The organism is Mycobacterium sp. (genome assembly GCF_032159565.1).
Classification (GTDB): Bacteria; Actinomycetota; Actinomycetes; order Mycobacteriales; family Mycobacteriaceae; genus Mycobacterium.
In genome coordinates this window covers 21485-47956 of sequence record NZ_JAVHWR010000127.1, presented here as the reverse complement: position 1 = coordinate 47956, position 26472 = coordinate 21485, and the positions used below count along the sequence as shown (strand labels likewise).

General features: G+C 67.0%; 25 protein-coding genes, 1 tRNA gene and 1 other RNA gene. 17 read left to right on the top strand and 10 right to left on the bottom strand.

Annotated elements, in window-relative coordinates; genetic code table 11:
• Nucleotides 1–5: 5 nt before the first annotated feature.
• Nucleotides 6–461 carry a hypothetical protein gene (locus QOC76_RS16125; protein ID WP_526358048.1) on the bottom strand — a complete coding sequence of 152 codons (456 nt, stop codon included), beginning with the start codon at nucleotides 459–461 and terminating at the stop codon, nucleotides 6–8.
• Nucleotides 462–596: 135 nt separating this feature from the next.
• Here QOC76_RS16125 and QOC76_RS16120 point away from each other — a divergent pair, with 135 nt between their 5' ends.
• From QOC76_RS16120 to leuA, 8 genes are all read left to right on the top strand, one after another.
• The gene (locus QOC76_RS16120; RefSeq protein WP_526358135.1) at nucleotides 597–1850 is read left to right on the top strand and encodes an ammonium transporter; all 1254 of its coding nucleotides are present in this window, start codon (nucleotides 597–599) and stop codon (nucleotides 1848–1850) included.
• A gap of 169 nt (nucleotides 1851–2019) precedes the next feature.
• Nucleotides 2020–3327 carry a type III glutamate--ammonia ligase gene (gene glnT, locus QOC76_RS16115; protein WP_526358046.1) on the top strand — a complete coding sequence of 436 codons (1308 nt, stop codon included), beginning with the start codon at nucleotides 2020–2022 and terminating at the stop codon, nucleotides 3325–3327.
• A gap of 27 nt (nucleotides 3328–3354) precedes the next feature.
• A complete protein-coding gene (locus tag QOC76_RS16110) occupies nucleotides 3355–4251 on the top strand; it encodes a class II glutamine amidotransferase domain-containing protein (protein ID WP_526358044.1) in 897 nt (298 codons plus the stop codon).
• On the top strand, nucleotides 4239–4943 hold the full coding sequence (locus QOC76_RS16105) for a protein glxC (protein WP_526358042.1): 705 nt from the start codon (nucleotides 4239–4241) through the stop codon (nucleotides 4941–4943). Before QOC76_RS16110 ends, QOC76_RS16105 begins: the two co-directional genes overlap by 13 nt.
• The gene (locus tag QOC76_RS16100) at nucleotides 4943–6301 is read left to right on the top strand and encodes an FMN-binding glutamate synthase family protein (protein WP_526358040.1); all 1359 of its coding nucleotides are present in this window, start codon (nucleotides 4943–4945) and stop codon (nucleotides 6299–6301) included. Before QOC76_RS16105 ends, QOC76_RS16100 begins: the two co-directional genes overlap by 1 nt.
• Entirely contained in the window at nucleotides 6298–7485 is a 1188-nt protein-coding gene (locus QOC76_RS16095; protein WP_526358038.1) for an NAD(P)/FAD-dependent oxidoreductase, read from the top strand. Before QOC76_RS16100 ends, QOC76_RS16095 begins: the two co-directional genes overlap by 4 nt.
• Before the next feature lie 11 nt (nucleotides 7486–7496).
• Nucleotides 7497–8144, top strand: a complete 648-nt coding sequence (locus tag QOC76_RS16090) for a helix-turn-helix domain-containing protein (protein WP_526358036.1) — start codon at nucleotides 7497–7499, stop codon at nucleotides 8142–8144.
• Nucleotides 8145–8371: 227 nt separating this feature from the next.
• The gene (gene leuA, locus QOC76_RS16085; protein ID WP_526358034.1) at nucleotides 8372–10219 is read left to right on the top strand and encodes a 2-isopropylmalate synthase; all 1848 of its coding nucleotides are present in this window, start codon (nucleotides 8372–8374) and stop codon (nucleotides 10217–10219) included.
• A gap of 18 nt (nucleotides 10220–10237) precedes the next feature.
• On the opposite strand, the gene QOC76_RS16080 is transcribed toward leuA, so the two are convergent.
• Nucleotides 10238–10690, bottom strand: coding sequence for a VOC family protein (locus QOC76_RS16080; RefSeq protein ID WP_526358032.1), 453 nt, complete (start codon nucleotides 10688–10690; stop codon nucleotides 10238–10240).
• Between the two features lie 34 nt (nucleotides 10691–10724).
• On the opposite strand from QOC76_RS16080, the gene QOC76_RS16075 reads away from it, so the two are divergent.
• On the top strand, nucleotides 10725–11987 hold the full coding sequence (locus QOC76_RS16075; RefSeq protein ID WP_526358030.1) for a cytochrome P450: 1263 nt from the start codon (nucleotides 10725–10727) through the stop codon (nucleotides 11985–11987).
• A gap of 3 nt (nucleotides 11988–11990) precedes the next feature.
• Here the strand turns inward: QOC76_RS16075 and QOC76_RS16070 are convergent, their stop codons facing one another.
• Nucleotides 11991–12980, bottom strand: a complete 990-nt coding sequence (locus QOC76_RS16070; RefSeq protein ID WP_526358028.1) for a DEDDh family exonuclease — start codon at nucleotides 12978–12980, stop codon at nucleotides 11991–11993.
• 74 nt (nucleotides 12981–13054) lie between these two features.
• Here QOC76_RS16070 and QOC76_RS16065 point away from each other — a divergent pair, with 74 nt between their 5' ends.
• Nucleotides 13055–14332, top strand: coding sequence for a MurT ligase domain-containing protein (locus QOC76_RS16065; RefSeq protein ID WP_526358026.1), 1278 nt, complete (start codon nucleotides 13055–13057; stop codon nucleotides 14330–14332).
• Nucleotides 14325–15041, top strand: coding sequence for a type 1 glutamine amidotransferase (locus QOC76_RS16060; RefSeq protein WP_526358024.1), 717 nt, complete (start codon nucleotides 14325–14327; stop codon nucleotides 15039–15041). The genes QOC76_RS16065 and QOC76_RS16060 overlap by 8 nt, the downstream gene beginning before the upstream one ends.
• A 6-nt stretch (nucleotides 15042–15047) precedes the next feature.
• Here the strand turns inward: QOC76_RS16060 and QOC76_RS16055 are convergent, their stop codons facing one another.
• The 3 genes from QOC76_RS16055 to QOC76_RS16045 form a co-directional block, all read right to left on the bottom strand.
• Nucleotides 15048–15938 (bottom strand): hypothetical protein, encoded by an 891-nt coding sequence (locus QOC76_RS16055; protein WP_526358022.1) that lies wholly within the window; start codon nucleotides 15936–15938, stop codon nucleotides 15048–15050.
• 105 nt (nucleotides 15939–16043) lie between these two features.
• Nucleotides 16044–16655, bottom strand: a complete 612-nt coding sequence (gene recR / locus QOC76_RS16050) for a recombination mediator RecR (protein ID WP_526358020.1) — start codon at nucleotides 16653–16655, stop codon at nucleotides 16044–16046.
• Complete coding sequence (locus QOC76_RS16045) at nucleotides 16656–16988, bottom strand: YbaB/EbfC family nucleoid-associated protein (RefSeq protein ID WP_526358018.1); 333 nt, start codon at nucleotides 16986–16988, stop codon at nucleotides 16656–16658.
• Between the two features lie 104 nt (nucleotides 16989–17092).
• Between QOC76_RS16045 and QOC76_RS16040 the strand changes: the two genes are divergently transcribed.
• A complete protein-coding gene (locus QOC76_RS16040; RefSeq protein WP_526358133.1) occupies nucleotides 17093–17842 on the top strand; it encodes an Rv3717 family N-acetylmuramoyl-L-alanine amidase in 750 nt (249 codons plus the stop codon).
• Between the two features lie 3 nt (nucleotides 17843–17845).
• Here the strand turns inward: QOC76_RS16040 and QOC76_RS16035 are convergent, their stop codons facing one another.
• Entirely contained in the window at nucleotides 17846–18286 is a 441-nt protein-coding gene (locus QOC76_RS16035) for an SRPBCC family protein (protein WP_526358016.1), read from the bottom strand.
• A gap of 64 nt (nucleotides 18287–18350) precedes the next feature.
• Between QOC76_RS16035 and QOC76_RS16030 the strand changes: the two genes are divergently transcribed.
• Nucleotides 18351–19742, top strand: coding sequence for an FAD-binding oxidoreductase (locus tag QOC76_RS16030; protein ID WP_526358014.1), 1392 nt, complete (start codon nucleotides 18351–18353; stop codon nucleotides 19740–19742).
• A complete protein-coding gene (locus QOC76_RS16025) occupies nucleotides 19739–21052 on the top strand; it encodes an SAM-dependent methyltransferase (protein ID WP_526358012.1) in 1314 nt (437 codons plus the stop codon). The genes QOC76_RS16030 and QOC76_RS16025 overlap by 4 nt, the downstream gene beginning before the upstream one ends.
• A 4-nt stretch (nucleotides 21053–21056) precedes the next feature.
• On the opposite strand, the gene QOC76_RS16020 is transcribed toward QOC76_RS16025, so the two are convergent.
• Nucleotides 21057–22910: a DNA polymerase III subunits gamma/tau gene (locus tag QOC76_RS16020; protein ID WP_526358131.1), complete on the bottom strand. Its 1854-nt coding sequence runs from the start codon at nucleotides 22908–22910 to the stop codon at nucleotides 21057–21059.
• Between the two features lie 121 nt (nucleotides 22911–23031).
• Here QOC76_RS16020 and QOC76_RS16015 point away from each other — a divergent pair, with 121 nt between their 5' ends.
• Nucleotides 23032–23901 carry a type IV toxin-antitoxin system AbiEi family antitoxin gene (locus QOC76_RS16015; RefSeq protein WP_526358129.1) on the top strand — a complete coding sequence of 290 codons (870 nt, stop codon included), beginning with the start codon at nucleotides 23032–23034 and terminating at the stop codon, nucleotides 23899–23901.
• Nucleotides 23902–23950: 49 nt separating this feature from the next.
• Here QOC76_RS16015 and QOC76_RS16010 read toward each other — a convergent pair whose 3' ends face one another.
• Nucleotides 23951–25225 (bottom strand): aspartate aminotransferase type Ic, encoded by a 1275-nt coding sequence (locus QOC76_RS16010; RefSeq protein ID WP_526358010.1) that lies wholly within the window; start codon nucleotides 25223–25225, stop codon nucleotides 23951–23953.
• 21 nt (nucleotides 25226–25246) lie between these two features.
• Nucleotides 25247–25341, bottom strand: an RNA gene (ffs, locus tag QOC76_RS16005) — signal recognition particle sRNA small type.
• A 68-nt stretch (nucleotides 25342–25409) separates the two neighbouring features.
• Between ffs and QOC76_RS16000 the strand changes: the two genes are divergently transcribed.
• Both QOC76_RS16000 and lucA read left to right on the top strand, forming a co-directional pair.
• A tRNA-Ser gene (locus QOC76_RS16000) sits at nucleotides 25410–25495 on the top strand.
• Nucleotides 25496–25569: 74 nt separating this feature from the next.
• Nucleotides 25570–26406 carry a lipid uptake coordinator LucA gene (gene lucA, locus QOC76_RS15995; RefSeq protein ID WP_526358008.1) on the top strand — a complete coding sequence of 279 codons (837 nt, stop codon included), beginning with the start codon at nucleotides 25570–25572 and terminating at the stop codon, nucleotides 26404–26406.
• Nucleotides 26407–26472 lie beyond the last annotated feature (66 nt).

The following is a 26472-nucleotide window of genomic DNA, read 5'->3' as shown; positions in this document are numbered from 1 at the left end:
CCGGGTCACCCGCAGGCGTCGGACAACTTCTTGATGGTGTCGGCGATCTGGCTGTTCAGCAGATCCATCTGGAACACCGCGGGGGGCGCGGGCGCACCTGGCGCACGTGATTGGGCTTCGCTGCGGAGCCCGGAAAATTTCCCGACGAACTCGTTGGAGAGACTGGCGAGCTGGGTGGCGTCTCGTGCCAGGTCGGGTTCGTGCACGTTCTGGGCACGTTCGGCCAGGCCGTCGGCCCAGGCCTGGTAGGCGCCTTCCTCTGCCACGTTCGGGACGCCCTCGGAGTCACCCGTCTTGGCCGCGATCTGCTCGGCCTGCGACTTGTTGAAGGCGAGCAGGTCGTTGACCGGCTTGCACTCCTCTGACGACGGACCGAACACGCCGAAGTACGAGAGCGCCAGGGCAATCACGGCGACGACCACCGCGATGATCGTGAACGTCCACCGCCGAGGGAGCTTCATCGCAGGCAACTCTAACGGGAGCCCGACTATTAACACTCACGCAACAGCGTGAACCCGTCCACGTAACAGAAACATCGGTTACTGCCAGTGATCGGCCGTCCGAAGGCCGCAATCACTCAGGAGATGTATATGGACGTGGATACAGGAACCACCGCATTCATGCTGTGTTGCATCATCGGCCTCACGCTGATGATTCCCGGACTCGCGCTGTTCTACGGCGGCATGGTGTCCGTCAAGAGCTCGACCAACATGATGATGATGACGTTCGGCGCCGTCGCGATCGTCGGCGTGCTGTGGGTGCTGTTCGGTTTCTCGATGACCTTCGGCACTTCCTACGGCGGTTTCGTCGGGAGCTTCACCGAGTTCCTGGGCATGAAGGACCTCTTGAAACCGGACACCACGATCAGCGGGCTGCCGATAACTTTGTTCGCCTTGTTCCAGGCCCTGTTCGCGGCGATCACCGTGGCCCTCATCTCGGGTGCGGTGGCCGATCGGATGAAGTTCGGCGCGTGGATGATCTTCGCTGCGGTATGGGCGATCCTTGTCTACTTCCCGGTCGCGCACTGGGTCTTCGCGTTCGACGGTGTGGTCACCGAGAACGCCGTCGGCGGTTGGATCGCCAATAGCCTGAAAGCCATCGACTTCGCCGGTGGCACCGCGGTGCACATCAACGCCGGTGCGGCCGCGCTGGCCGTCGCGATCGTGCTGGGCAAGTCCGCCGGATGGGGCAAGCTGCGCAAGCCCCACAACGTGCCGCTGACGCTGCTCGGTGCGGGCCTGCTGTGGGCCGGCTGGTACGCCTTCAACGGCGGTTCGGCGCTGGCCGCCGGGAACTCCGCCGCGATCGTCATGGTCACCACGTTCGTCGCCACCTGTGCGGCGACGCTGGCCTGGATCGCGGTCGAGAAGGTCAAGGACGGCCACGTCACCGGCGTCGGTGCGGCGTCCGGCGCGATCACCGGGCTGGTCGCGATCACACCGGCCTGCGGTGCGGTCACGCCCGTCGGAGCGATCATCCTCGGTGCGATCGCAGGCGTCGTCTGCATCTACGCGGTCGGCCTAAAGGAGCGCTTCGGGTATGACGACTCGCTCGACGTGGTCGGCGTCCACCTGGTGGGCGGCGTCGTCGGCACGCTGCTGATCGGTGTGCTGGCCAGCGAGAGCATGCCCAACGCCACCAACGGCCTGTTCTATGGCGGCGGTTTCGACCAGTTGTGGCGGCAGGCGGTCGCTGCAGGTGCGGTGATGGTCTACTCGTTCGTCGTCGCCTACATCATCGCCTTCGCGATCAAGAAGACGATGGGCATCCGCATCTCGCCCGACGAAGAAGAAACGGGTATCGACGCGGCGTTCCACCGCGAAGCGTCGTACGAACTGCAACCGGCGTGACGAGCGCTCGCGTTTGGGGGCACCTCCCGCCCGAAGGGCAGGGGGAGAACCGAGTGCACTGACCCAAGCCCCGGCCGGCGCGGACCCACTCTTCCGCGCCGGCCGGTTGGTCGGCGCCGTGTTTCATACCGCGATACACTGACCACTCACAAGAGACAAGGCTCCCCACATGTCCACCGACCTCGCCGCACTGGCTCACGAGTCAGCAACGAAGTTCATCCTCGCGCTGTTCGTGGACCTGCGGGGAAAGCCGTGCGCGAAACTCGTCCCCGTCGAGGCCGTCGACCTGCTCGCCACCGAGGGTGTCGGCTTCGCCGGCTATGCCGTCGGCGCGATGGGCCAGCAGCCCAAAGACCCTGACCTGATGGCCATTCCGGATCCGGCGTCGTTCACGTCGATCCCGTTCATCAAGGACGGCCTTGCCATCGTCCACTGCGACCCGCACGTCAACGGTGAGCCGTGGCCCTACGCACCGCGGGTCATTCTCAAGTCACTGATTCAGCGCGCCGCCGACGCAGGCTTCGAGCCGTGGGTGGGCGCCGAAGTCGAGTATTTCCTCCTGCACCGCAACGCCGATGGCAGCCTTTCGGTCGCCGACGCCGCCGATACCGCCGCCCAGCCTTGCTACGACGCCAGGGGCGTCACCCGGATGTACGACCACCTGACGGCGATCTCCGCGGCCATGAACCAGCTGGGCTGGTCCAACTACGCCAACGACCACGAGGACGGCAACGGCCAGTTCGAGCAGAACTTCGAATTCTCCGATGCCCTGACGACCGCCGATCGTGTTGTGACACTGCGCTATCTGCTGTCGATGATCGCCGCCGAGCGCGGCATGGTCGCGACCTTCATGCCGAAGCCGTTCGCCGAGAAGACCGGCAGCGGACTGCATCTGCATATGTCGCTCACCAGCGGCAGCACGCCGGTCTTCCCCGCCGAGGTCGACGAGCGCGGCCTCGGGCTCTCGGACACCGCGTACAACTTCGTCGGCGGCATCCTGGAGCATGCCTGCGCACTGCAGGCGGTGGTGGCACCAACGGTCAACTCCTACAAACGAACCGGAGCGACGAGCACGTCCTCGGGCGCATCGTGGGCGCCGAGGATGCCGACGTACGGCGGCAATGACCGCACCCATTACATCAGGGTGCCTGACAATGCACGCGTCGAACTGCGCGGCGGCGACGGTTCGGCGAACCCGTACCTCGCCATCGCTGCGGCACTGGGCGCGGGCATCGACGGGATCAAGCGCAGCGCAGATCCCGGCCCCGTCGGCGGGGGCACGTCGGGTCGGCCGCTGCCGCCGACGCTGCTGCATGCGGTCGACGAGTTCGAGGCCGATCCGGTGATCACCGGCGTCCTCGACGCGGCGGGCGACGGCGTCGCCTCCTACTTCGCGAACGTCAAACGCGACGAGTTCTTCGCCTACCACAGCGCCGTCGCGCCCTGGGAGATCGACAACTACCTGACCGCCTTCTGAACGACGAGACATCAAAGGAGTCAACCCATGTGCGGGATCGTCGGGTTGCATCTGCGGAGCCCGCAGCTGTACCCCAGACTCGGGGAACTGCTCACCGGGATGCTGGGTGAGATGGGCAACCGCGGCAGCGACTCGGCCGGCGTCGCCGTCTACGGCGATCCGGTCTGGTCACCTCCCGGCCGCGGTTGCGTGTCGGTGGTCGACGTCTTCGAGGACGCGGACATCGCCGCCGCCGCTGTCAGCGGCCACCTCGGCCGGGACGTCGACATCGCCGCGGTCGACAGCACGTATCTCTTGTCGGCCGACGCGACATCCGCGGTGCTGCTCGACGCCGTCAAGGCGGCGTATCCACAGGCGCTCATCAGCGGGTTCGGCGCGGACATGGCCGTTCTCAAGGGCGTCGGGCCCCCGCGCACGCTGACCGATGCGTGGGGGCTGGCCAAGGCACAGGGCTGGCAGGGTGTCGGACACACCCGGATGGCGACCGAATCGGCGGTCACGCCCGCGGGCTGCCACCCCTACACGGTCGGGCCCGAGCAGTGCATGGTCCACAACGGCTCGTTCGCGAACCATGCCACCATCCGCAGGCAGTTACGTTCCGCGGGAATCGAATTCGACAGTGAGAACGATACCGAGGTCGGCGCGAGATTCATCGCCAAGCAGTTGGCCGACGGCCGTGACGTCGAGTCGGCGCTCAAGGAACTGTGCGCGACGTTCGACGGCTTCTACACGCTGCTGGTGTCCAACCGGGACTCGTTCGCGGTGGTCCGCGATGCGATCGCCTGCAAGCCCGCGGTCATCGCCGAGACCGATGACTGGGTCGCCGTCGGCAGCGAATTCCGCGCGCTCGCCGGACTTCCCGGTGTGGAGAGCGCCACCATCTGGGAGCCGGAGCCTGAGGTGATCTACGCATGGAACAGGTAACAGCCACGGTGTCATCACGGTTGTTCGATCTGCGCAAGACTAAATTGCGGGAGGTCAACGCGGCGTTGCACGCCACCGACCTGTCCGGTGAATTCGCCATCACCCATCCCGACGGCGCCCACAACGTCGCCGTCGGTGTGAACGCACCGGTGAAGGTCAGCGTGGAGGGCCACGTCGGGTACTACGCCGCGGGGATGAACCAGCAGGCTGAGATCATTATCGACGGGAACGCGGGCACCGGCGTCGCCGAGAACATGATGAGCGGCTCGGTGTGGGTGAAGGGCGACACCTCCCAATCGGCGGGCGCCAGCGCTCATGGCGGGCTGCTCGTGGTCGACGGCAATGCCGCTGCGCGCTGCGGCATTTCGATGAAGGGCGTCGACATCGTGATCGGCGGCAACGTCGGCCACATGAGCGCCTTCATGGCGCAGGCGGGACGGCTGGTCATCCGCGGCGATGCCGGCGAGGCACTGGGCGACTCGATCTATGAGGCCCGGATCTACGTTCGCGGAGAGGTGGCGTCGCTCGGCGCCGACTGTGTCGCCAAGGAGATGGGCCGCGAACACCACGAGGAGCTCGAATACCTTTTGAAGGCCGCCGGTTTCGACGACGACGACACCAGCGCCTACACGCGGTACGGCTCGGCGCGCGCCCTCTACCATTTCCACGTCGACAACGCTTCGAGCTACTGATGAACCACACCACCGATGATCGGGCCCGCCTCGGCCTGCGCGAATCCGCCACCTTCGACCGCCAGACGATCGCGGCCATCCACCGAGCGGCCCAGACCGGCATCTACGACATCCGCGGCTGGGGAGCCAAGCGGCCCCTGCCCCACTTCGACGACCTGCTCTTCCTCGGCGCATCGATGTCGCGCTACCCACTGGAGGGCTACCGCGAGCGCTGCGGCACCGATGTCGTCCTCGGTGATCGGCACGCCAAACATCCCCTGCACCTTGACATCCCGGTCACCATCGCCGGCATGTCGTTCGGCGCGCTGTCCGGCCCGGCCAAGGAGGCGCTTGGCCGCGGCGCCAGCGAGGTCGGCACGTCGACGACCACCGGCGACGGTGGCATGACACCGGAGGAGCGGGGCCAGAGCAAGTACCTTGTCTACCAGTATCTTCCGTCGCGCTATGGAATGAATCCCGACGATCTTCGAAAGGCCGATGCGATCGAGGTGGTGCTCGGCCAGGGTGCCAAGCCCGGCGGTGGCGGCATGCTGCTCGGTCAGAAGATCTCGGCGCGCGTCGCCGGTATGCGGACCCTGCCCGAGGGCATCGACCAGCGATCGGCATGCAGGCACCCGGACTGGACGGGACCCGACGACCTGACCATCAAGATCAACGAACTGCGTGAGATCACCGACTGGGAGAAGCCGATCTACGTCAAGGTCGGCGCGACCCGGACCTACTACGACGTGAAGCTGGCCGTGCATGCCGGCGCGGACGTGGTCGTGGTCGACGGCATGCAGGGCGGCACCGCCGCCACGCAGGAGGTGTTCATCGAGAACGTCGGCATCCCGACATTGGCTGCGGTCCCCGAGGCCGTGCAGGCGCTCCAGGAACTCGGAGTGCACCGCGTCGGGGCGAGCGAAGCGACGGGAAGGAAGGGCGTACAACTGGTGGTGTCCGGCGGCATCCGCACCGGCGCCGACGTCGCCAAGGCGATCGCCCTCGGCGCAGACGCGGTCGCGATCGGCACCGCCGCCCTGATCGCGCTGGGCGACAACCATCCTCGCCACGAAGCCGAATACCAGAAGCTCGGTAGCGCCGCCGGCTTCTTCGACGACTTCCAGGACGGCACCGACCCGGCAGGCATCAGCACGCAGGATCCCGAGCTGGCGGCGCGGTTCGACCCGGTCGAGGGCGGTCGCAGGCTGGCCAACTACCTGCGGGTGCTCACGATGGAGGCGCAGACCATCGCCCGTGCCTGCGGCAAGGCGCATGTGCTGCATCTCGAGCCCGAGGACCTCGTCGCGGTGACCATCGAGGCGGCGGCCATGGCACGGGTGCCGCTGGCGGGGACCAATTGGATACCGGGCACGTGAGCGAGACGGCGGATGTCGTCATCGTCGGTGGCGGTATCGAAGGCGCCGCTGCCGCGTGGGCCCTGAGCCAGCGCGGCGTCACCGATGTGTTTGTCGCCGAACGCAATACCGTCGCATCCGGCATGACCGGAAAGTCCAGCGGCATCGTGCGCTGCCACTACGGCGTCAGCTCGCTGGCGGCGATGGCCGCCGTCGGGCTGGAGGTGTTCGAAAAGGCAGATGAGAGTTTCGGTACCGACATCGGCTTCCGCCAGACCGGCTACGTCGTCGGCGTCGGCGAGCCGAACGTCGAGTCGATGCGCAAGAGCCTGGCCGCACAGCGCGCGGTCGGTGTGCAGACCGAGGAGATCGACGGCGCCGACGTCGCCGAGATGTGGCCGTTCGCGGACCTTTCGCCGTTCGCCGCATTCGGTTGGGAGCCGCGCGGCGGGTACGGCGACGCGTATCAGACCGCGCAGGCCTTCGCGGCCTCCGCGCGCGGGGCCGGCGTCCGGATCCGCCAGGGCGCCGAAGTGACCGCCCTGCTGGTCGACGGCGACGCCGTCACGGGCATTCGGCTGGCCGACGGCAGCACCGTCTCCGCGGGCACCGTTGTGGTCGCCACCGGGGTCTGGACGAAGCCGTTCCTCGCGCCGTACGGGGTCGACGTGCCCATCCGGGTGGTCCGCGAGCAGATCGTCACCATCGCCCCCGGCGTCGAAACGGGCAGCGTCCCGGTGTTCTCCGACCTCGTCTCGCTGCAGTACGTCCGCCCTGAGGTGGGCGGCGACATTCTGTTCGGCAACAGCGACCTCTCCGAGGTGGAGGAGGCCGACCCCGACAACTACCTCAACCGCGCCACCGAGTCGTTCGTCGACCTCACCGTCGACAAGGTCGGCACCAGGTTTCCCGGGTTCAGCGGCGCGGCTATCCGCACCAGCTACGCGGGCTGCTACGACGTCACGCCCGACTGGAATCCGGTGATCGGCGAAGCGCCGCTGGAGGGACTCGTCGTCGCGGCGGGATTCAGCGGACACGGCTTCAAGATCTCGCCCGCGGTAGGCCGGCTGATCGCGGATCTCGTCGTCGACGGCCACAGCGCCGACCCGCGCATCCCCGAGTCCGATTTCCGTCTCTCCCGGTTCGCCGAGAACGACCTGCTGAAGACGCCGTATCCGTACGTCGGCGCCGGCCAGATGCGCTAGACAGGAATGTTGTGAGCGACATCCCGCTGCTACGCAACGAATCGGGCACCGCCCGTGACCGGGATCCCAGCGCGCCGGTGGAGGACCTCGAGTTCGAGGCCGCGATCGGTCGCAATGTGCGCCAGCTGCGTCTGCAACACGGTTATACGGTCGCGGAAATGGCTGCGCGAGTGGGCATTTCAAAGGCGATGATGAGCAAGATCGAAAACGCTCAGACGTCGTGCAGCCTGTCCACGCTGGCGCTGCTGGCCAAGGGCTTCGATGTGCCCGTCACCACCCTGTTCCGCGGCGCGGAGGTCGAGCGGCCCGCCGCGTTCGTGAAGGCCGGCACGGGCGCGCGCATTGTGCGCAACGGCACCAAGGAGGGCCACTCCTACCAGCTGCTGGGGTCGCTGCGCGGTGAGCACAAGCGGCTGGAGTGCCTGCACGTCACGCTGTCGGCGAAGAGCAAGACATACCCGCTGTTCCAGCATCCCGGCACCGAGTTCATCTTCATGCTCGAGGGCGTCACGGATTACAGCCACAGCCGTTCGGTGTATCGGCTGGAGCCGGGCGACTCGCTGCAGATCGACGGGGAGGGTGCGCACGGTCCCGTCGACCTGATCGAGGTGCCGATCCGCTTCCTTTCCGTCATCGCCTTCCCCGATGCGCAGGTCTAGCACCATCGCCGAGACTGCTCATAGATCGCGGTTCGCGTCGAAAATGCGATCTCCCAGCAGCCTCGGGGTCTAGAACGTGGGGTTTTGGCATGCCAGCCGGGCTTGCTACAGTGGTCGACGTGCAGCGGGTGCTCCTTCTCGGCAGCCGCGACGGGGTCTGATCCAGACCGGCTTCCCGTCGCGGGTAGTCGCGATGCGCCGGTCGAGTCCCTATTACTCCCGGAGCAATGACCGTGACCACCTTCTCGAAATCCACACCCGATTCCCCTGACGCCTTCGCGTCTGTACGCCAGATCACCAAGCCGTCGGGCGCACCGAACGCCGGCCAGCCGACATGGAACACGCAGCGCGCATCGGCGATGCCGGTCAGCCGCTACCGCAGCTTCACCGACGAGGTGCCGGGCGGGAGTCCGGCGTTGGGCACCGCGTCCGTTCCGTTCGATCGCACATGGCCGGACACGGTCATCGACCGCGCCCCCATGTGGTGTGCCGTCGACCTTCGCGACGGCAATCAGGCGCTGATCGACCCGATGAGCCCCGCCCGCAAGCGCCGCATGTTCGACCTGCTGGTGCGCATGGGCTACAAGGAGATCGAGGTCGGCTTCCCGTCGGCCAGCCAGACCGACTTCGACTTCGTCCGCGACATCATCACCAGCGGCGCCATCCCCGACGACGTCACCATCCAGGTGCTCACCCAGTGTCGCCCCGAATTGATCGAGCGGACGTTCACGGCGTGTGAGGGCGCACCCCGTGCCATCGTGCACTTCTACAACTCGACGTCGATCCTGCAGCGCCGCGTCGTTTTCCGCGCTGACCGGGAGGCCGTGAAGGCGATCGCCACCGACGGCGCGCGCATGTGCGTCGAGCAGGCCAAGAAGTATCCCGGCACGCTGTGGCGCTTCGAATACAGCCCGGAGTCCTACACCGGCACGGAACTGGAGTACGCCGTCGACGTCTGCAACTCCGTCGCCGACATCATTGCGCCCACTCCGGACGTGCCGCTGATCGTCAACCTGCCTGCCACCGTCGAGATGGCCACCCCGAACGTGTACGCCGACTCGATCGAGTGGATGCACCGGCATCTGAACCCGCGGGACTCGATCGTTTTGAGCCTGCATCCGCACAACGATCGCGGAACAGCCGTCGCGGCAGCCGAATTGGGCTATCAGGCCGGCGCCGACCGCATCGAGGGCTGCCTGTTCGGCAATGGCGAGCGCACCGGCAACGTCTGCATCGTGACGCTGGGCATGAACCTGTTCTCTCGCGGCGTTGACCCGCAGATCGACTTCTCCAACATCGACGAGATCCGCCGCACCGTCGAGTACTGCAATCAACTGCCGGTACCCGAACGTCATCCGTACGGCGGCGATCTCGTCTACACCGCGTTCTCCGGCAGCCACCAGGATGCGATCAACAAGGGTCTCGACGCGATGAAGGTGTCGGCCGACGAACAGGACGCCGATGTTGACGACCTCCTGTGGCAAGTCCCGTATCTGCCGATCGATCCGCGCGACGTCGGTCGCACGTACGAGGCGGTCATCCGGGTGAACTCGCAGTCCGGCAAGGGCGGCGTGGCCTACATCATGAAGGCCGACCACGGGCTGGCGCTGCCGCGGCGACTGCAGATCGAGTTCAGTCAGGCGATCCAGAAGATCACCGACGGCGAGGGCGGCGAGGTATCCCCGAAGGAGATGTGGGACGTCTTCGCCGAGGAATACCTGACGCCGCTGCGGCCGCTCGAGCGGATGCGGCAAAAGGTGATCGCCTCCGAGGTCGACGGGGGCACCGACACCATCGAGGCCGTCGTCGAGGTGAACGGTGACGAGTGCGAGATCGTCGGGTCGGGCAACGGGCCGCTTGCTGCGTTCGTCGATGCGTTGAGCACCATCGGTTTCGACGTCTCGGTACTGGACTATTCCGAACACGCGCTCTCGGCGGGTGAAGAGGCGCAGGCGGCCGCATATGTGGAGGCGTCCGTCGGCGGCAAGACCGTGTGGGGGGTCGGGATCGCGACGTCGATCACCACAGCGTCGCTTCGCGCGGTGGTGTCGGCGGTCAACCGCGCCGCACGCTAGGCCGCGCACAACAGGCCGCTACGGGCGCGGTGGCAGATTGGCCGGCCAGGTGTCGGGCAGCAGTTCGATGAGCTGGCCGTCGGGATCGCGGATCATCGCGAAGTGCTCGGTCGTCGACTCCTTGATGACGGTTCCGCCGAAGCTCTCGACCTGCGCCAGCACGTCGGCCAGATCGGACACCGACAGCGACATATGGGTCAGACCCACCTCGTCCATCACCCGCTGGGATCCGCTTCGGGCGTCGCGCTTGGAGTAGTCGATGAGCTCCAGCACGAAGCCGTCACGGATCAGATACGTCGCCCGGACTCCGATCGGCGGATCCAGCGCCAGAAGCGCGGCGGTGCCCTCGTCGGGCAGTTCGAGGTCCCACCAGAACTGGAATCCGAGCAGACCCTCGTAGAACCGGCGCGACCGTTCGCGATCGGCGACGCACAGGCCGACGTGGTTGAAAACCGTTCGGTGATGGGGCACGACGCCACCTCTCTAAGGATGCAAAGATAGCGCAATGGGCCGTCCCGACGTCAGCACCGACGCAATCGTTGACTTCGATCATCATTCCGACGATTACCACCGCAACGAACTCGGGATCAATGCCGACCTACGCCGCCGTTGTCCGGTCGCGTGGAACGAGAACTACGGCGGGTTCTGGTTCGTCAGCGACTACGCCTCGGTCGCCGAGGTGGCGCGCGACGGCGAGACCTTCGCCCACAAGTACGAACCCGACGCTGCCGACGGCGTGAGTTACCAGGGCGAAATGGGCGTGCCGCGCCCGGAAGGCCAACCACCGCTCGGCGTCGGCGAGGTCGACGGCCCCTATCACCTCGCACTGCGGCGCGCGCTCACGCCGTTCTTCTCCACCGGCGCCGTCGAGAAGATGCGCCCGTTCATGGAGCAGTCCGTGCACTGGTTCCTCGACCAACGGATAGCCGACGGCCAGATGGATCTGGTGCTCGACTACGCCAGCCCGGTGCCTGCCATCCTGACGATGCGGTTGATGGGTCTGCCCTACGACAACTGGCAGCGCTACGCGAACCTCTTTCACTCGGTGATGGCAGCGGCCGGTGGCACCGAATACAACAAAGCGATCGCCCAGGTTCCGGCGATGCTGGACGGTCTCCTGGAGTTCATCGCGGCCCGACGGGCCGACCCTCGCGACGACCTGACGAGCTTCCTGGTTCAGTTCGACATCGACGGCAAGCGGTTGGACGACAGCCAACTGCTCGACATCCTCTGGAATCTCATCGGCGGCGGGGTCGACACGACGACGTCGTTGACCGCGCTGAGCCTGCTGCATCTCGGCAGTGATCCGGATCTGCGCGGCCAGCTCATCGACCGCCCAGAACTGTATCGGCCCGCGGCAGAGGAGTTTCTGCGATACTTCTCCGTCAACAAGCAGCTGAGCCGGACCGTCAGCCGTGACACGGTGCTCGCCGGCCAACGACTGCGGCGCAACGACCGGGTCCTCATCAGCTGGATCGGGGCCAACCACGACGAGCAGGAGTTCGAGTGTCCCGGCGCCGTGATGTTCGACCGCTCACCCAACCGGCACGTCGCGTTCGGGCTCGGGCCGCATCGCTGCATCGGGGCGCCGCTGGCACGCGTCATGTTCGAGGTGATGGTGAAGGCGGTCCTCGAGCGCATGCCCGACTACGAAATCGACCTCGACGGCGTCCGCAGATATGCGGGCAATCCGACGATGGACGGCGTGGGCAGGCTGCCCGTGACGTTTACGGCCGGACGGTCGCTGGGGACGCCGCGGCCCGAGTGAGCCTCAAAAGAGGGCGAACTGGCCGCCGTCGAGCGTGTGGTCGGTGAACTCCTCGACGCCGGTGCCGCCGATCACGCCGTCGAGGCAGTCCATGAAGTCGGCGTCGGAGACCAGCGGCACGCCCAGTTCATTGGCCTGGTAGCCCTTGCCCTGCTCGGGTCGGGCCTCGTTGCAGATCACCAACGAGGTCTCCGGGTCGACGGCGTCGGTGTAGGCCAGCCCGGCGTGCAGGATGCGCTCGACGAGCTCCTCATGGGTGCGCGCCACCTCGGCCGACAGCGCCACGCGCATGCCCTGCACGAGGGGCCGCCCGCGAACGAAGCGGCCCGGATTCAGATACGGGCACGGCAGCCGCGACGCGATCATCTTGAGTGGGCGTAGCTCGTCATGGGTGACGAGCCCGCTGGGCCACTGCCGCCGCTGCACGGGTCGCAGCGGGAGCCAGACCTTGCGTTCACGCGCGCGCAGGAGTGCCGGTTTGAGGATCCCCGCCAGCACCAGGGCGTCGTCCAGCGCGTCGTGTGGCCTCATCTGGCTGACGCCCCAGTGCTCCGCCAGCGTCTCGAGCCGCATGTTGTCGCAGTCGAGGGCGAGCCGCCGGGCCAATTCGACCGTGCACATGACGGAGTCGATCGGCAGTTCCACCGCGGCCAGCTCCGCCTCGGCGACCAGAAACGAGTAGTCGAACCCCACGTTGTGCGCGACGAGGGTGCGGCCGCGCAGTACCTCGATCAGGTCGGGGGCGACGTCGGCGAAGGACGGCTTACCGGCGAGCATCTCCGCGGTCAGACCGTGTACATGGGTGGGCCCGGGATCGACACCGGGATCCAGCAGGCTGGAGACACTGCGCTCCACGTTGCCGTCGTCGCCGACCGCCAGCGCGGCGACGGAGACGATGCGGGCCTGCCCCGGTCGGAAGCCTGACGTTTCCACGTCGACGACCGCCCAGCCCGCGCCGGGTTCGGCAGCCGGCCGGCCCCAACTGTGGCTCACATCGTCAGGATGGCACGGCAATCCGACATGGCTCGGCCGGTGGCGCCGCGTGTCGGGCACCTAAAATGCCGGTCATGGTCACCTCTCGTGGACGTATCGCGCTGGCGGCTGGAGCCGCCGCACGCTGGTCGTCGCGGGTGACCGGCCGCGGCGCAGGCGCGATGATCGGCGGCCTCGTCGCGATGACGCTGGACAAATCCATCCTCCGTCAGCTGGCCGAAAGCCGGCGAACGGCCATCGTGACCGGCACCAACGGCAAGTCCACGACCACCAGGATGACGGCTGCGGCGCTGGGCACGCTGGGGCCTTCGGAGCCGCGAGGGCGGCGACATCAAACGGTCGCCACCAACGCCGAGGGCGCCAACATGGACGCCGGACTGGTCGCCGCGCTGGCCGGCGCGCGTGAGGCGCAACTTGCGGCGCTCGAGGTCGACGAGATGCATGTGCCGCACGTGGCCGATGCGGTCGACCCGAAGGTGATCGTGCTGCTGAACCTGTCGCGGGACCAGCTGGACCGGGTCGGCGAGATCAATCACATCGAGCGCACGCTGCGGGCCGGGCTGGCCCGCCACCCCGACACCGTCGTCGTCGCCAATTGCGACGACGTGCTGATGACGTCGGCGGCGTACGACAGCCCGAACGTGGTGTGGGTCGCCGCCGGCGGCAGTTGGGCGAACGATTCGGTGAGCTGTCCGCGCAGCGGCGAGATCATCGTCCGCGACGGTACGCACTGGTACTCGACGGGAACGGATTTCAAGAGGCCGACGCCGCAGTGGTCATACGACGACACGACGATCTACGGGCCCGACGGGTTTTCGGTGCCGATGCGGCTGGCGTTGCCGGGAACGGTGAACCGGGGCAACGCGACGCAGGCGGTGGCCGCGGCGGTCGCGATGGGAGCCGACCCGGCGGCGGCGGTGACGGCGGCGTCCGGTGTCGACGAGGTCGCGGGCCGCTACAGGACTGTCCAACTCGGCGCGCACACCGTGCGGATGCTGCTGGCGAAGAACCCGGCGGGCTGGCAGGAAGCGCTGTCGATGGTCGACACCGACGCGGGCTCGGTGGTGATTTCGGTCAACGGCCAGGTGCCCGACGGGGAGGACCTGTCGTGGCTGTGGGACGTCAACTTCGAGCACTTCGTGACACACTCGCAGGCCCATCCGGTGATCGCCGCCGGTGAGCGCGGCACCGACCTGGCCGTGCGGCTCGGCTACGCGGGCGTCGAGCACACATTGGTGCATGACGTCGTCGAGGCCATCACGTCGTGTCCGCCCGGTCACGTCGAGGTGGTCGCGAACTACACCGCGTTTTTGGCTTTGAACCGCACCTTCGGGAGGGGCGGCCGTGGCTGACTCGACGGTGCGGATCGGGCTGGTGCTGCCCGATGTGATGGGGACATACGGCGACGGCGGCAACTCGGTAGTGCTGCGAAAACGGCTGCAGCTGCGGGGTTTCGATGCCGAAGTCGTCAACATCACGCTGGACGACCCGGTGCCCTCGACCCTGGACATCTACGCGCTCGGCGGAGCAGAGGATTATGCGCAGCGGCTCGCGACCCGCCACCTGATCCGGTATCCCGGTCTACAGGAGGCGGCGGTGAAGGGTGCTCCGGTGCTGGCGATCTGCGCGGCGATCCAGGTGCTCGGGCACTGGTATGAGACATCGGCGGGTGAGCGGGTCGACGGCGTGGGGCTACTGGACCTGACGACCTCACCGCAGCCGAGGCGCACCATCGGTGAGGTGGTGAGTCAGCCGTTGCCGGCCGGGCTCACCGAGCGGCTGACCGGCTTCGAGAACCACCGCGGCGGCACGGTGTTGGGGCCGGATGCGCAGCCGTTGGCCCGGGTGGTGTCGGGCGCGGGCAATCGCGAGGGCGACGGTGTCGACGGTGCCGTGCAGGGCAGCGTCATCGCCACCTATCTGCACGGCCCGTGTTTGGCGCGAAATCCTCAGCTCGCGGATCACCTGCTGGCCCGCGTCGTCGGCGACCTCGCGCCGCTGGACCTGCCGGAGGTCGACGAGCTACGCCGCGAACGCCTCGCCGCACCCCGCCGCGTGTAGGGGGCGCTAGGCAGCGAAAGTGCGGGTGAATCGCTGTAATTCGTCGATCTCAATACAGCAGCCCCGGCGGACAAGGGCCGCTTCGACTCGCGCTATCACGTCGCTGGGTTTGTCCTCGGCGATCACCCGGATGACGATCCAGCCGAGCGCTTCGAGCATTCGCAGCCTGGCGATGTCCTTGACGTATTGCCGTCGGTCTTTGCGATGGTGATCCCCGTCGTACTCGACGGCGACCATGAAGTCACGCCATCCCATGTCGAGGAACGCCACCGGAGCGGTACTGCCCTGCAGAACTGGAATCTGCGTTTCGGGCTGCGGGAACCCGGCATCCGACAACCACAATCGCACCGTGCTTTCGGGCGGCGACTCCGCTCCGCCGTCGATGAGCGGAAGTAGTTCGAGCAGCCTCCGAAGACCAGCGGCGCGCCTATATCGATCGCCGAGTGCCCGGACATCCGCGCGCGAGAACTCCTGATTCCACATCAGCGCGTCGAGGCGGGTGACCGCCTCCGTCCGCTCGAGGTGGCGCCCCATGTCGAAAGCCGTGCGGGTTCTCGATGTCACGGGAAGGCCTGCCACCCGCGTTATCTCGTCGTCTGCGATGCGGTCGGCCCGTGGGACGAGCCCGGGCTGTGGGCGGATTTTCACCCCGACGAGTTCGATGGGCACATCGGGATCCACCCAGGGAGCGCCATGCAGGGCCGAAGCCGCCACGCCTGCCACCACTCCTTTACGGTCCGACGCCAGCCAGGCGGCGATCGCTCGGTCGCGGAGAGACAAGTTCGCGTCCTTCGGCGCGTACACGCCCCGATAGACCGGCCTGTACCAACGTTGGAGCCCGTGACGGGTCACCCGACCAGCGACCAGTTCTTCACTGCCGATGAACACCTCTGCCATACACGCATCGTGCCCGCGTGCACCGACAAGTCACACCGTTCAACGTTTGGCAGGGAAAGTGCGAGAAAACCTCTGCGGAACGTTGATCGATGTGACTCAGGTGACCTAGGTCAGCACGCGGCGGCCGGACAGCGCGCGACCCAGCGTCAGCTCGTCGGCGAACTCCAGGTCGCCGCCCATCGGCAGACCCGAGGCGATGCGCGTGACGGTCAGCCCGGGAATGTCGCGCAGCATGCGCACCAAATACGTCGCCGTCGCCTCACCCTCGGTGTTGGGATCGGTCGCAATGATCACCTCGGCGATGTCCACGCCGTCGACGCGCTCGCCAATCCTGTTGAGCAACTCGCGAATACGCAGCTGCTCGGGACCCACGCCCGACAACGGGTCCAGCGCGCCGCCCAGGACGTGGTAGCGGCCGCGGAATTCGCGTGTGCGTTCGACGGCCTGAACGTCCTTCGGCTCCTCGACGACACACACCAGCGACGCATCGCGGCGCGAATCCGAACAGATCCGGCACCGGTCGTCGTCAGAGACGTTGCCGCACACCGCACAGAACTTCACCCCGTCGCGCACCTTCCCCAGCACGGCGGTCAACCGGTCGATATCCGGTGGTTCGACGGACAGCAGATGGAAGGCGATGCGCTGCGCACTCTTCGGACCGATGCCGGGCAGCTTGCCCAACTCGTCGATCAGATCCTGAACCGGGCCCTCGAACAATTAGAGCCCCGGTAAACCTAGGTCGCCCATGCCACCGGCCAGCGGCCCGAGCCGCTCCTGGGCCAGCAAGGTGACCTGACGCGCCGCGTCGGCGTGCGCACCCACGATCAGATCCTGCAGCGTTTCGACGTCGTCCGGGTCGACGACCTTCGAATCGATGGACACGCCCACCACTTCGCCGCTGCCCTTCATGGTGACTTGGACCAGCCCGCCACCGGCCTGGCCGTGCACCTCGGCGTTGGCGAGCTGCTCCTGGGCCTCCATCAGCTTCTGCTGCACCTGTTGCGCCTGCGCCAGGAGCGCCGACATGTCGGGTTGGCCTCCGGGTTGCATGACAGTCCCCTTGCATATTGGTCTCGACTTGGTTGCGCTCGCCGGCACGCGGCGTTTCGGCCTTTCAAGCCTAGACGCCCAGCGGCTACCTTGGCCCGGTGCACGTGTCAGCGATCCTGCGTGTCGGCGCCACCGCGGCTGCCTGCCTAGTCGTCGCCGCGTCGACGCTCGCCAGCCCCGCATCCGCCGCGCCCGCCAACATCGCGGGCAAGATCGTGTTCCTCGACCCCGGCCACAACGGAGCCAACGACGGCTCGATCGGCCGCCAGGTGCCCACCGGCCGCGGCGGCACCAAGAACTGTCAGGAAAGCGGCAGCTCGACCAACGACGGCTACCCCGAACACTCATTCACCTGGGAAACCACGCTGCGGATCCGCCAAGAGCTGTCGACGCTGGGCGTCCGGACCGCGTTGTCGCGCGGCAACGACACGGGGCTGGGCCCCTGCGTCGACGAGCGGGCGGCGATGGCCAACGCGCTGAAACCCAATGCCATCGTCAGCATCCATGCCGACGGCGGTCCGCCGACCGGCCGCGGTTTCCACGTGCTGTACTCGTCGCCGCCGCTCAACCAGGTTCAGGCGGGGCCGTCGGTGCAGTTCGCCCAGACCATGCGGGATCAGCTGCGGGCGGCCGGCCTGGTGCCCTCGACTTATATCGGGACCGACGGGCTGAACCCCCGCTCGGACATCGCCGGGCTGAACCTGGCGCAGTATCCGTCGATCCTGATCGAGCTGGGCAATATGAAGAACCCCGCGGACGCGGGCCTGATCACCACACCCGAGGGCAGGCAGAAATACGCCGACGCCGTGGTTCGCGGCATCGCGGGCTTCCTCGCCACCCAGCCCGTCGTGTAGCCGCTAGCTTGCTTCCACGGCCTTCTTGAGGTTGTCCAGCACCTCCGCCTGGATCTTCTTCAGCCCCAGCGGAGCGAACGTCTTCTCGAAGAAGCCGCCGATTCCGCCCGCGCCCTGCCACGACGTCTTGACGGTGACGGACGAGCCGGGTCCGGCAGGTGCGACGGTCCAGTTGGTCACCATCGACGAGTTGGCGTCCTTCTCGATGACGGTGTGGCCCGCGACGTCCACGTCGGCCTTGACGTCGCGCACCCGAGACTTGGTGGCCTGCAACTTCCAGCTCGCCACGGTGCCCGCGCCCTGGCCACCCTCGAGCACCGTGTAGTCGCGGTAATGCGCCGAGAGGATCTTCGGCCGGACCGTTGTGTAATCCGCCACAGCCGCCAACACCTTCTCCGGCGCTGCGTCGATCAAGACGCTGCTGGCCGCACTAACCTGTCCCATCTCCTGTGCCTTCCCTCATCGTGGTGCGGTCGCATCGGCCGCAACCGCGGACTAGCGTATATGCGTGTCTGTTCCGGCAACCGACGCACGAGCTGCCCACGCCGCCGGCGTGCAGCGGCTGCTTGCCAGCTACCGTGCCATCCCTCCGACGGCCACCGTCCGCCTCGCCAAACCGACGTCCAACCTGTTCCGGGCTCGCGCGAAGAGCAACGCCAAGGGCCTGGACACTTCGGGACTGACTGGCGTGATTTCGGTCGACCCCGACGCGAGGACCGCCGACGTCTCGGGCATGTGCACATACGAAAACCTCGTCGCCGCGACGCTGCCCTACGGGTTGTCGCCGCTCGTCGTCCCTCAGCTGAAGACCATCACCCTCGGCGGCGCCGTCACCGGGCTCGGCATCGAGTCGACGTCGTTCCGCAACGGCCTGCCGCACGAGTCCGTGCTGGAGATGGACATCCTCACCGGCACCGGCGAGGTGGTCACCGCGTCTCCTGAGCAGAATGCCGACCTGTACCGCGCATTCCCGAATTCCTATGGCACATTGGGTTATTCGGTGAGACTGAAGATCGAGCTGGAACCCGTCAAGCCGTTCGTCACGCTGAGGCACCTGCGATTCCACTCACTGCCCGACCTGATCGCGGCGATGGACCGCATCATCGAGACCGGCGGCATCGACGGCACACCGGTCGACTACCTCGACGGCGTGGTGTTCAGCGCGGACGAAAGCTACCTGTGTATCGGCGTGCAGACGTCGACGCCCGGCCCCGTCAGCGACTACACCGGCCAGCCCATCTACTACCGGTCGATCCAGCACGATGGCGGCGAGAAGCATGACCGGCTGACGATTCACGACTACCTGTGGCGGTGGGACACCGACTGGTTCTGGTGTTCGCGTGCGTTCGGTGCGCAGAACCCGAAACTCCGGCGGCTGTGGCCGCGGCGGTACCGGCGCAGCAGCTTCTACTGGAAGCTGATCGGCCTCGACCAGCGCTTCGACATCGCCGACCGGATCGAGAAGCGCAACGGCAGGCCACCGCTCGAACGCGTCGTGCAGGACGTCGAGGTGCCGATCGAGCGATGTGCCGAATTCCTCGACTGGTTCTTGCAGAATGTGCCGATCGAGCCGATCTGGCTGTGCCCGCTGCGGTTACGCGACGGCGCTAAATCGGGAGGCCCTTGGCCGCTCTACCCGATCCGGCCCCACCACACGTACGTCAACGTCGGGTTCTGGTCGTCGGTGCCGGTCGGACCGGAGGAGGGACACACCAACAAGCTGATCGAGCGCAGGATCAGCGAACTGGAGGGGCATAAATCGCTGTACTCCGACGCATTTTATTCTCAGGACGAGTTCGACGAACTCTACGGCGGGGAAGCCTATAAAACGGCAAAGAAGGCATACGATCCCGATTCACGTCTCCTCGACCTATACGCGAAGGCGGTGCAAAGACGATGACGACATACAAAGAGCGCGAGACACCGGCGCCGGACAAAAGGTTGACGCTGGCCGAGATTTTGGAAATCTTCGCGGCGGGTCGGATGCCGCTGAAATTCACCGCTTACGACGGAAGTTCGTCCGGGCCTGAAGAGGCCACGATTGGTTTGGACCTGCTGACGCCTCGCGGCACGACCTATCTCGCCACAGCGCCCGGCGAACTGGGACTCGCCAGGGCCTACGTCTCCGGTGACGTCGAACTGCACGGTGTGCATCCCGGCGACCCCTACGAACTGCTCAGAGCACTCGCCGACAAAATGGACTTCAAGCGGCCACCCGCCAGGGTGCTGGCCAACATCCTCCGCTCCATCGGCCTGGAGCACCTCAAGCCGATCGCGCCGCCGCCGCAGGAGGCGCTGCCTCGCTGGCGGCGCATGGCAGAAGGTCTGCGGCACAGCAAGACTCGCGATGCCGAGGCGATCCACCACCACTACGACGTGTCGAACACGTTCTACGAGTGGGTACTCGGACCTTCGATGACATACACCTGTGCGTGTTATCCCACCCCCGATGCCTCGTTGGAGGAGGCGCAGGAGAACAAGTATCGGCTGGTGTTCGACAAGCTGCGGCTGAACCCGGGTGACCGGCTGCTTGACGTCGGCTGCGGTTGGGGCGGCATGGCCCGTTACGCGGCCCGCCACGGCGTCAAGGCGATCGGCGTGACGCTGTCCAAGGAGCAGGCGGCCTGGGCGCAGAAGGCCATCGCGGACGAAGGCCTGACCGACCTCGCGGAGGTCCGCCACGGCGACTACCGCGATGTCGTCGAAACCGGTTTCGACGCGGTGTCGTCGATCGGGCTGACCGAGCACATCGGGGTTCAGAACTACCCCTCCTACTTCGGATTCCTGCAGTCGAAGATGCGCACCGGCGCGCTACTGCTCAACCACTGCATCACGCGGCCGGACAACCGGGCCACGGCGAACGCCGGCGGCTTCATCGACCGCTACGTCTTCCCCGACGGTGAGCTGACCGGCTCCGGCCGGATCATCACCGAGGCGCAGGATGTTGGCCTTGAGGTCGTGCACGAGGAGAACCTGCGTCATCACTATGCGTTGACGCTGCGCGACTGGTGCCGCAATCTCGTCGAGCATTGGGACGAGGCCGTCGAGGAGGTCGGGTTGCCCACCGCCAAGGTGTGGGGCCTTTACATGGCCGGCTCGCGGTTGGGCTTCGAGACCAATGTCGTTCAGCTGCACCAGGTATTGGCGGTCAAGCTCGACGAGGCCGGCAACGACGGCGGGCTGCCGCTGCGGCAGTGGTGGACGGCCTGAGGGGCTAGCCGCCGTCGATGCGGCGGGCGCCGAGTTCGTTCTGCAGTAGCTCGAGAGCGGCTTCCTCCGGATCGCGCCGGACGATTTCGGAGCTGTCGCTGCCCGCCTCGGCCAGCATGTCCTCCTCGTCACGCTGAACCTGCGTGACCACGGCCTCCGCGGACGTCGCCGCGGCCGTTGGTTCGGTGGCTGAGCCGACTTCGAAGCGCACCTTCAGCCCCACGCCGAGCGCATCCTTCAGCGCTTCTTCGACGACGTCGGCGTTGCGCTGCTCGTTGAGCCGCTTCGCCAGCGGCGCCGACTCGTGGTTGAACATCAGCGTCCCGCCGTCGACGGTGCGCACGACGGCACCGGCCAGCATCACCGCCAGTGAGCGGCTGCGCTCGCGCACCTTGTCCAGCACCGTCGACCACTGTCTGCGGATGGCGGCGGCATCCGGTTCGCCAGCAACAGGCGCGGTCGGCGCGGCGGCGGGCGCCTGCACCACCGGGTCGGACGGCGGCTGCACAGGCGGCGGTGACGGCGGCGGCGCTGCCGGTTCGGGCGCGGGCTCAGGCTGCGCCGGTTCGGGCGTCGACACCGGTGCGGGCGCGGCCTCCTGCTGCGCCGGCGTGGCGGCCTTCGCCTTGCGGACGAACTGCTTCTGCGGCCTGACCGACTGAGTCGGCTGCGCGCCGGCGGTAGCGCTGTCGGCGGGAATGGACATGTCCAGCCGCGTCTCGATCCGCTCGAGCCGTTGCAGCAGAGCCGATTCCGTGTCATGCGCCGACGGCAGCAGCAGCCGCGCGCACACCACTTCGAGCAGCAGTCGCGGCGCCGTGGCTCCGCGCATCTCGCCGAGACCGGCGTGCACCACTTCGGCGAAGCGCGTCAGCGTGCCCGCACCGAGGCGGGCGGCCTGGTCGCGCATCCGCTCCAGCACGTCGCCGGGCGCGTCGACCACTCCGCGGGCTGCGGCGTCGGGCACCGCCTGCAGCACGATCAGATCCCGGAAGCGTTCCAGCAGATCCGTGGCGAACCGCCGTGGGTCGTGGCCGGCGTCGATGACCGACTCGACCGCACCGAACAAGGCGGCGGCGTCTCCGGCGGCCAGCGCGTCCACGGCGTCATCGATCAGCGCGACGTCGGTGGCGCCGAGCAGCGCCAGCGCCCTCGGGTAGGCGATCCGATTGCCGTCCGCGCCTGCCAGCAACTGGTCGAGCACCGAAAGGCTGTCACGGGGTGAGCCGCCGCCCGCGCGGATCACCAGCGGGTAGACGGTTTCGTCGACCGCCACCCCCTCCTGCTCGCAGATCCGCTCCAGCAGCGAGCGCATCGTGCGCGGCGCCAACAGCCGGAACGGGTAATGGTGGGTGCGCGAGCGGATGGTCGGCAGCACCTTCTCCGGTTCGGTGGTCGCGAATACGAAGATCAGGTGGTCGGGCGGCTCCTCGACGATTTTCAGCAGCGCGTTGAAGCCCGCCGTCGTCACCATGTGTGCTTCGTCGACGATGAAGATGCGGTATCGCGATTGCGCTGGGGCATAGAACGCACGGTCGCGAAGCTCGCGGGTGTCGTCGACACCGCCGTGGCTGGCGGCGTCCAGTTCGACGACGTCGACGCTGCCGGGTCCGTTGGGGGCCAGGGCGACGCACGAGTCGCAGACGCCGCAGGGGGTCGGCGTCGGGCCCTGCTCGCAGTTCAGTGAGCGGGCCAGAATCCGCGCCGACGACGTCTTGCCGCAGCCCCGCGGCCCGGAGAACAGATACGCGTGGTTGATGCGGCCTGCCGAGAGCGCCGTGGACAGCGGCTCGGTGACATGCTCCTGCCCGACCACGTCCGCGAAGGTTGCCGGTCGGTACTTGCGGTAGAGCGCCACGCACAGCAGGCTACCGAGCCGCGCGGACACACGGGCGGCCGCCATGGATCGCGCAATCGCGCTGTGGACAGCCTGCGGCGGCGAAGCTGATCCGTCGGTGACCGAGCGCACCGTAGTGCTCGTGATCGAGGTGCCGTGGCCGTACGTGGGAAGCGAAGCATTGTCGTCGGGCGTCATCTCCGAGCGGACGATGCGCCGCCTTCACCGGCCTGTGTATCCGAATATCTACGTGCCGCGCGACGCCGTCCCGTCGGCGCGACAGCGAGCGCAGGCCGCGTGGCTGTGGTCGAAGCGCCACGGCATCGTCGCGAGCCTATCGGCTTCGGCTGTGCTGGGCGCCAAGTGGATCGACCCGTCAGAGCCGGCGGAGCTCATCCACGACAACCGCAGGCCGCCGCCCGATCTCATCGTCAGGACGGAGGCGGTGCTCGCCGGTGAAATCATCGAGCACAACGGTATGCAGGTGACCACACCCGCCCGGACCGCGTTCGACCTCGGCCGTCACATCAGGTCTCCGATCGCGGCAGTGCAACGACTCGATGCCCTTGCCAACGCCACAGATGTGAAGCGAGTCGACGTCGAAGCGGTGATGGCCGCCCACCCGGCAGCCCGCGGTAATCCGAGGCTGCTGCGCGTCCTTCCGTTGATGGATGCCGGCGCTGAGTCGCCTCAGGAGACCATCGCCCGACTGGTGCTGGTCGACGCGGGTCTGCCCTCGCCGGTGACGCAGTTCCGTGTATTCGATGAATATGGCCAGTTCGTCGCGCGCCTGGATATGGCGTACGACGACGTGATGGTAGGAGTCGAGTACGACGGGGCTCAACATTGGACAGATCCCGCGGTGCGACAGCGCGATATCGACAAGCAGTTCGCCCTGACGGAGCTCGGCTGGTTGATCGTCCGCGTCAGCAGAGATCTACTGCGCTATCGACGCGCCGCGTACGTCGCGAGAGTAGAGAACGCGCTGCGCTCTCGTGGGTTCGGTTTGTGATTGTGACGACGGTTTTCGGCGACTAGCGTCGTCAGATTCACAAATGGGGTCAGTCCTTGAGCAGGGCTTCGGTGGCGGCCAGCAGCGCGCAGGTGGCCAGGCCGTCGATGGCCTCCCTCAGGTCGGGCAGTGACGGGAAGGTCGGCGCGATCCGAATGTTCTTGTCCTCCGGATCTTTTCGGTACGGGAACGACGCACCCGCCTCGGTGACGGCGATACCCGCATCCTTCGCCAGCGATACGGTGCGGCGGGCGGTGCCCGGCCACACGTCGAGGTTGACGAAGTAGCCGCCCTTCGGGTCCGTCCACGACGCGATCTTCGACGCGCCGAGCCTTTCGGTCAGAATGTCCTGCACCAAGGCGAACTTCGGGGCGAGCAGCTGCTGGTGGCGCTGCATCTGCAGGCGCACGCCGTCGGCGTCCTTGAAGAACCGCAGGTGGCGCAGATGGTTGACCTTGTCGGGGCCGATCGACTTCTTGCCTGAGTGCTGCAGGTACCACGCGATGTTGGCCAGCGATCCGCCGAAGAAGCTGACGCCCGCGCCGGCGAAGGTGATCTTGGAGGTCGAGGCGAACACCAGGGGCCGGTTCTGGTTACCCGCGGCGGCGGCCAGACCGAGCACGTCGATCTGCTGCACCGCATCGTGTGTGAGGGTGTGCACCGCATAGGCGTTATCCCAGAACAATCTGAAATCATTTGCGGCCGTGCGCATCTGCACTAGACGGCGCACCTTCTCCCAGGCGAACGTGACGCCGGTCGGGTTCGAGAACACCGGCACACACCACATCCCCTTGATGGCCGGATCCGCGGCGACGAGTTCCTCGATCAGGTCGACGTCGGGGCCGTCCTCGAGCATCGGAACGTTGATCATCTCGATGCCGAGGCTCTCGGTGATCGCGAAGTGCCGGTCATAGCCGGGCACCGGGCACAGGAACTTCACGGCCGGCTCCTGGATCCACGGCTTCGACGAATCGACGCCGCCGTGCAGAAGCGAGAAGACCACGACGTCGTGCATCAGCTCCAGGCTTGCGTTGTTGCCCGCGATCAGGTTCTGCACCGGGACGCCGAGCAGCTCGCCGAAGATGCCCCGGAGCTCTGGCAGGCCGTGCAGGCCGCCGTAGTTGCGGGTGTCGGTGCCGTCCCCGTCGCGATAGTCGTCTCCTGGCAGGCTCAGCAGCGGGTTGGACAGGTCGAGCTGCGCCGGCGACGGCTTGCCGCGGGTCAGGTCGAGTTTGAGCTGCTTGGCCTGTAACTCGGCGTAATCGGCCTGCTGCGATTCATGCTGCGCCTGCAATTCCTCGCGGCCGAGCGAGTGAAACGACACGATGGGTCCTCAAGGTCTGAAAGAAGGGGACCCCGCGCACCCGACAGAGCCCATTGACCCTTGCTGCCTTCCGGCCCTGGGGGAGTTCACAGGATAGACGCCGCGCGGGGTCCACAGCGAGTGTAATACGTGGTGGAGAACCGACTGGACGGGCGTGTTAGGCAGGTCGGTTACCATGGCCCGCGGAGGATTCGCCTAGTGGCCTATGGCGCTCGCCTGGAACGCGGGTTGGGTTAATAGCCCTCGCGGGTTCAAATCCCGCATCCTCCGCACTCGGTCCGAGGAACGACCAGTGGGCAGTGATGAGCTGGTCGCTCCTCGGCCCTAAAAATTCGAGGAGGAGTATGAACCGCAAAATTGCGGTGGCCTGGCACGCGACGTTCTCGATCGCCGCCGGCGTTCTGTACTTCTTCTTCGTCCTGCCGCGGTGGCCGGAGCTGAGGGGCACGACTTCGCACACGCTGGGGACGGTGCTGCGCATCGCCGCAGGTGCGCTGATCGGCCTGGCGGGGCTGCCGGTGGTGTTCACGCTGCTGCGTACCCGCAAGCCGGAGTTGGGCACGCCCCAGCTGGCCCTGAGCCTTCGCACATCGTCGGTGGGGCTGCATGTGCTGGCAGGCGTGCTGATCATCGGCACCGCCATCAGCGAGATCTGGCTCAGCTTGGACAGCGCCGGACGCTGGCTGTTTGGTGTCTACGGTGCCGCCGCGGCGGTTGCGCTGCTCGGCGTGTTCGCGTTCTACCTGGCATTCGTGGCCGAACTGCCGCCGCCTCCGCCGAAACCGCTCAAGCCGAAGGCTGCGAAGAAGCAGAGCCGACGGCGCCGCAAGGCCGCCGAGGAGGCGGCCGCTGACAGCGAGAACGCCGTCGAGTCCACCACAGCGGACGACGACGCGACCACCGGCGAAGCCACCGAATCGGAGCAATCCGCGGAGCCCGCCGAGCTCACGGCCGAAACCTCCGAGGACGACGCGAAAGCGGAGGAGGCCCCGCCCGGGGCCGAATCCGAATCCGAATCCGGGCCCGAATCCGAAGCCGAAGCCGAATCCCAGGCCGAGGCCTCCGATGAGGACAACGGCGCGGAATCGACCAACGGCGGTCTGCGCAACCGCCGTTCACCAGGAAAGATCGGCCTGCGTAAGCGCAGGCGGTCGCGTGGCGGCGTCGCTCTGGACGATTAGCTCCTCGTCGACAAGGGAACACTCATTGCCACGATGTAATGAGATTCCGCCCCGAGCCGAAAGTTC

Coding starts and splice junctions, on each gene's coding strand:
- QOC76_RS16065 (WP_526358026.1), top strand. CDS start 13,055: ATGGTCACCTCTCGTGGACGTATCGCGCTGGCGGCTGGAGCCGCCGCA.
- glnT (WP_526358046.1), top strand. CDS start 2,020: ATGTCCACCGACCTCGCCGCACTGGCTCACGAGTCAGCAACGAAGTTC.
- QOC76_RS16125 (WP_526358048.1), bottom strand. CDS start 461: ATGAAGCTCCCTCGGCGGTGGACGTTCACGATCATCGCGGTGGTCGTC.
- QOC76_RS16075 (WP_526358030.1), top strand. CDS start 10,725: ATGGGCCGTCCCGACGTCAGCACCGACGCAATCGTTGACTTCGATCAT.
- lucA (WP_526358008.1), top strand. CDS start 25,570: ATGAACCGCAAAATTGCGGTGGCCTGGCACGCGACGTTCTCGATCGCC.
- QOC76_RS16110 (WP_526358044.1), top strand. CDS start 3,355: ATGTGCGGGATCGTCGGGTTGCATCTGCGGAGCCCGCAGCTGTACCCC.
- QOC76_RS16025 (WP_526358012.1), top strand. CDS start 19,739: ATGACGACATACAAAGAGCGCGAGACACCGGCGCCGGACAAAAGGTTG.
- QOC76_RS16035 (WP_526358016.1), bottom strand. CDS start 18,286: ATGGGACAGGTTAGTGCGGCCAGCAGCGTCTTGATCGACGCAGCGCCG.
- QOC76_RS16045 (WP_526358018.1), bottom strand. CDS start 16,988: ATGCAACCCGGAGGCCAACCCGACATGTCGGCGCTCCTGGCGCAGGCG.
- QOC76_RS16055 (WP_526358022.1), bottom strand. CDS start 15,938: ATGGCAGAGGTGTTCATCGGCAGTGAAGAACTGGTCGCTGGTCGGGTG.
- leuA (WP_526358034.1), top strand. CDS start 8,372: ATGACCGTGACCACCTTCTCGAAATCCACACCCGATTCCCCTGACGCC.
- QOC76_RS16105 (WP_526358042.1), top strand. CDS start 4,239: ATGGAACAGGTAACAGCCACGGTGTCATCACGGTTGTTCGATCTGCGC.
- QOC76_RS16100 (WP_526358040.1), top strand. CDS start 4,943: ATGAACCACACCACCGATGATCGGGCCCGCCTCGGCCTGCGCGAATCC.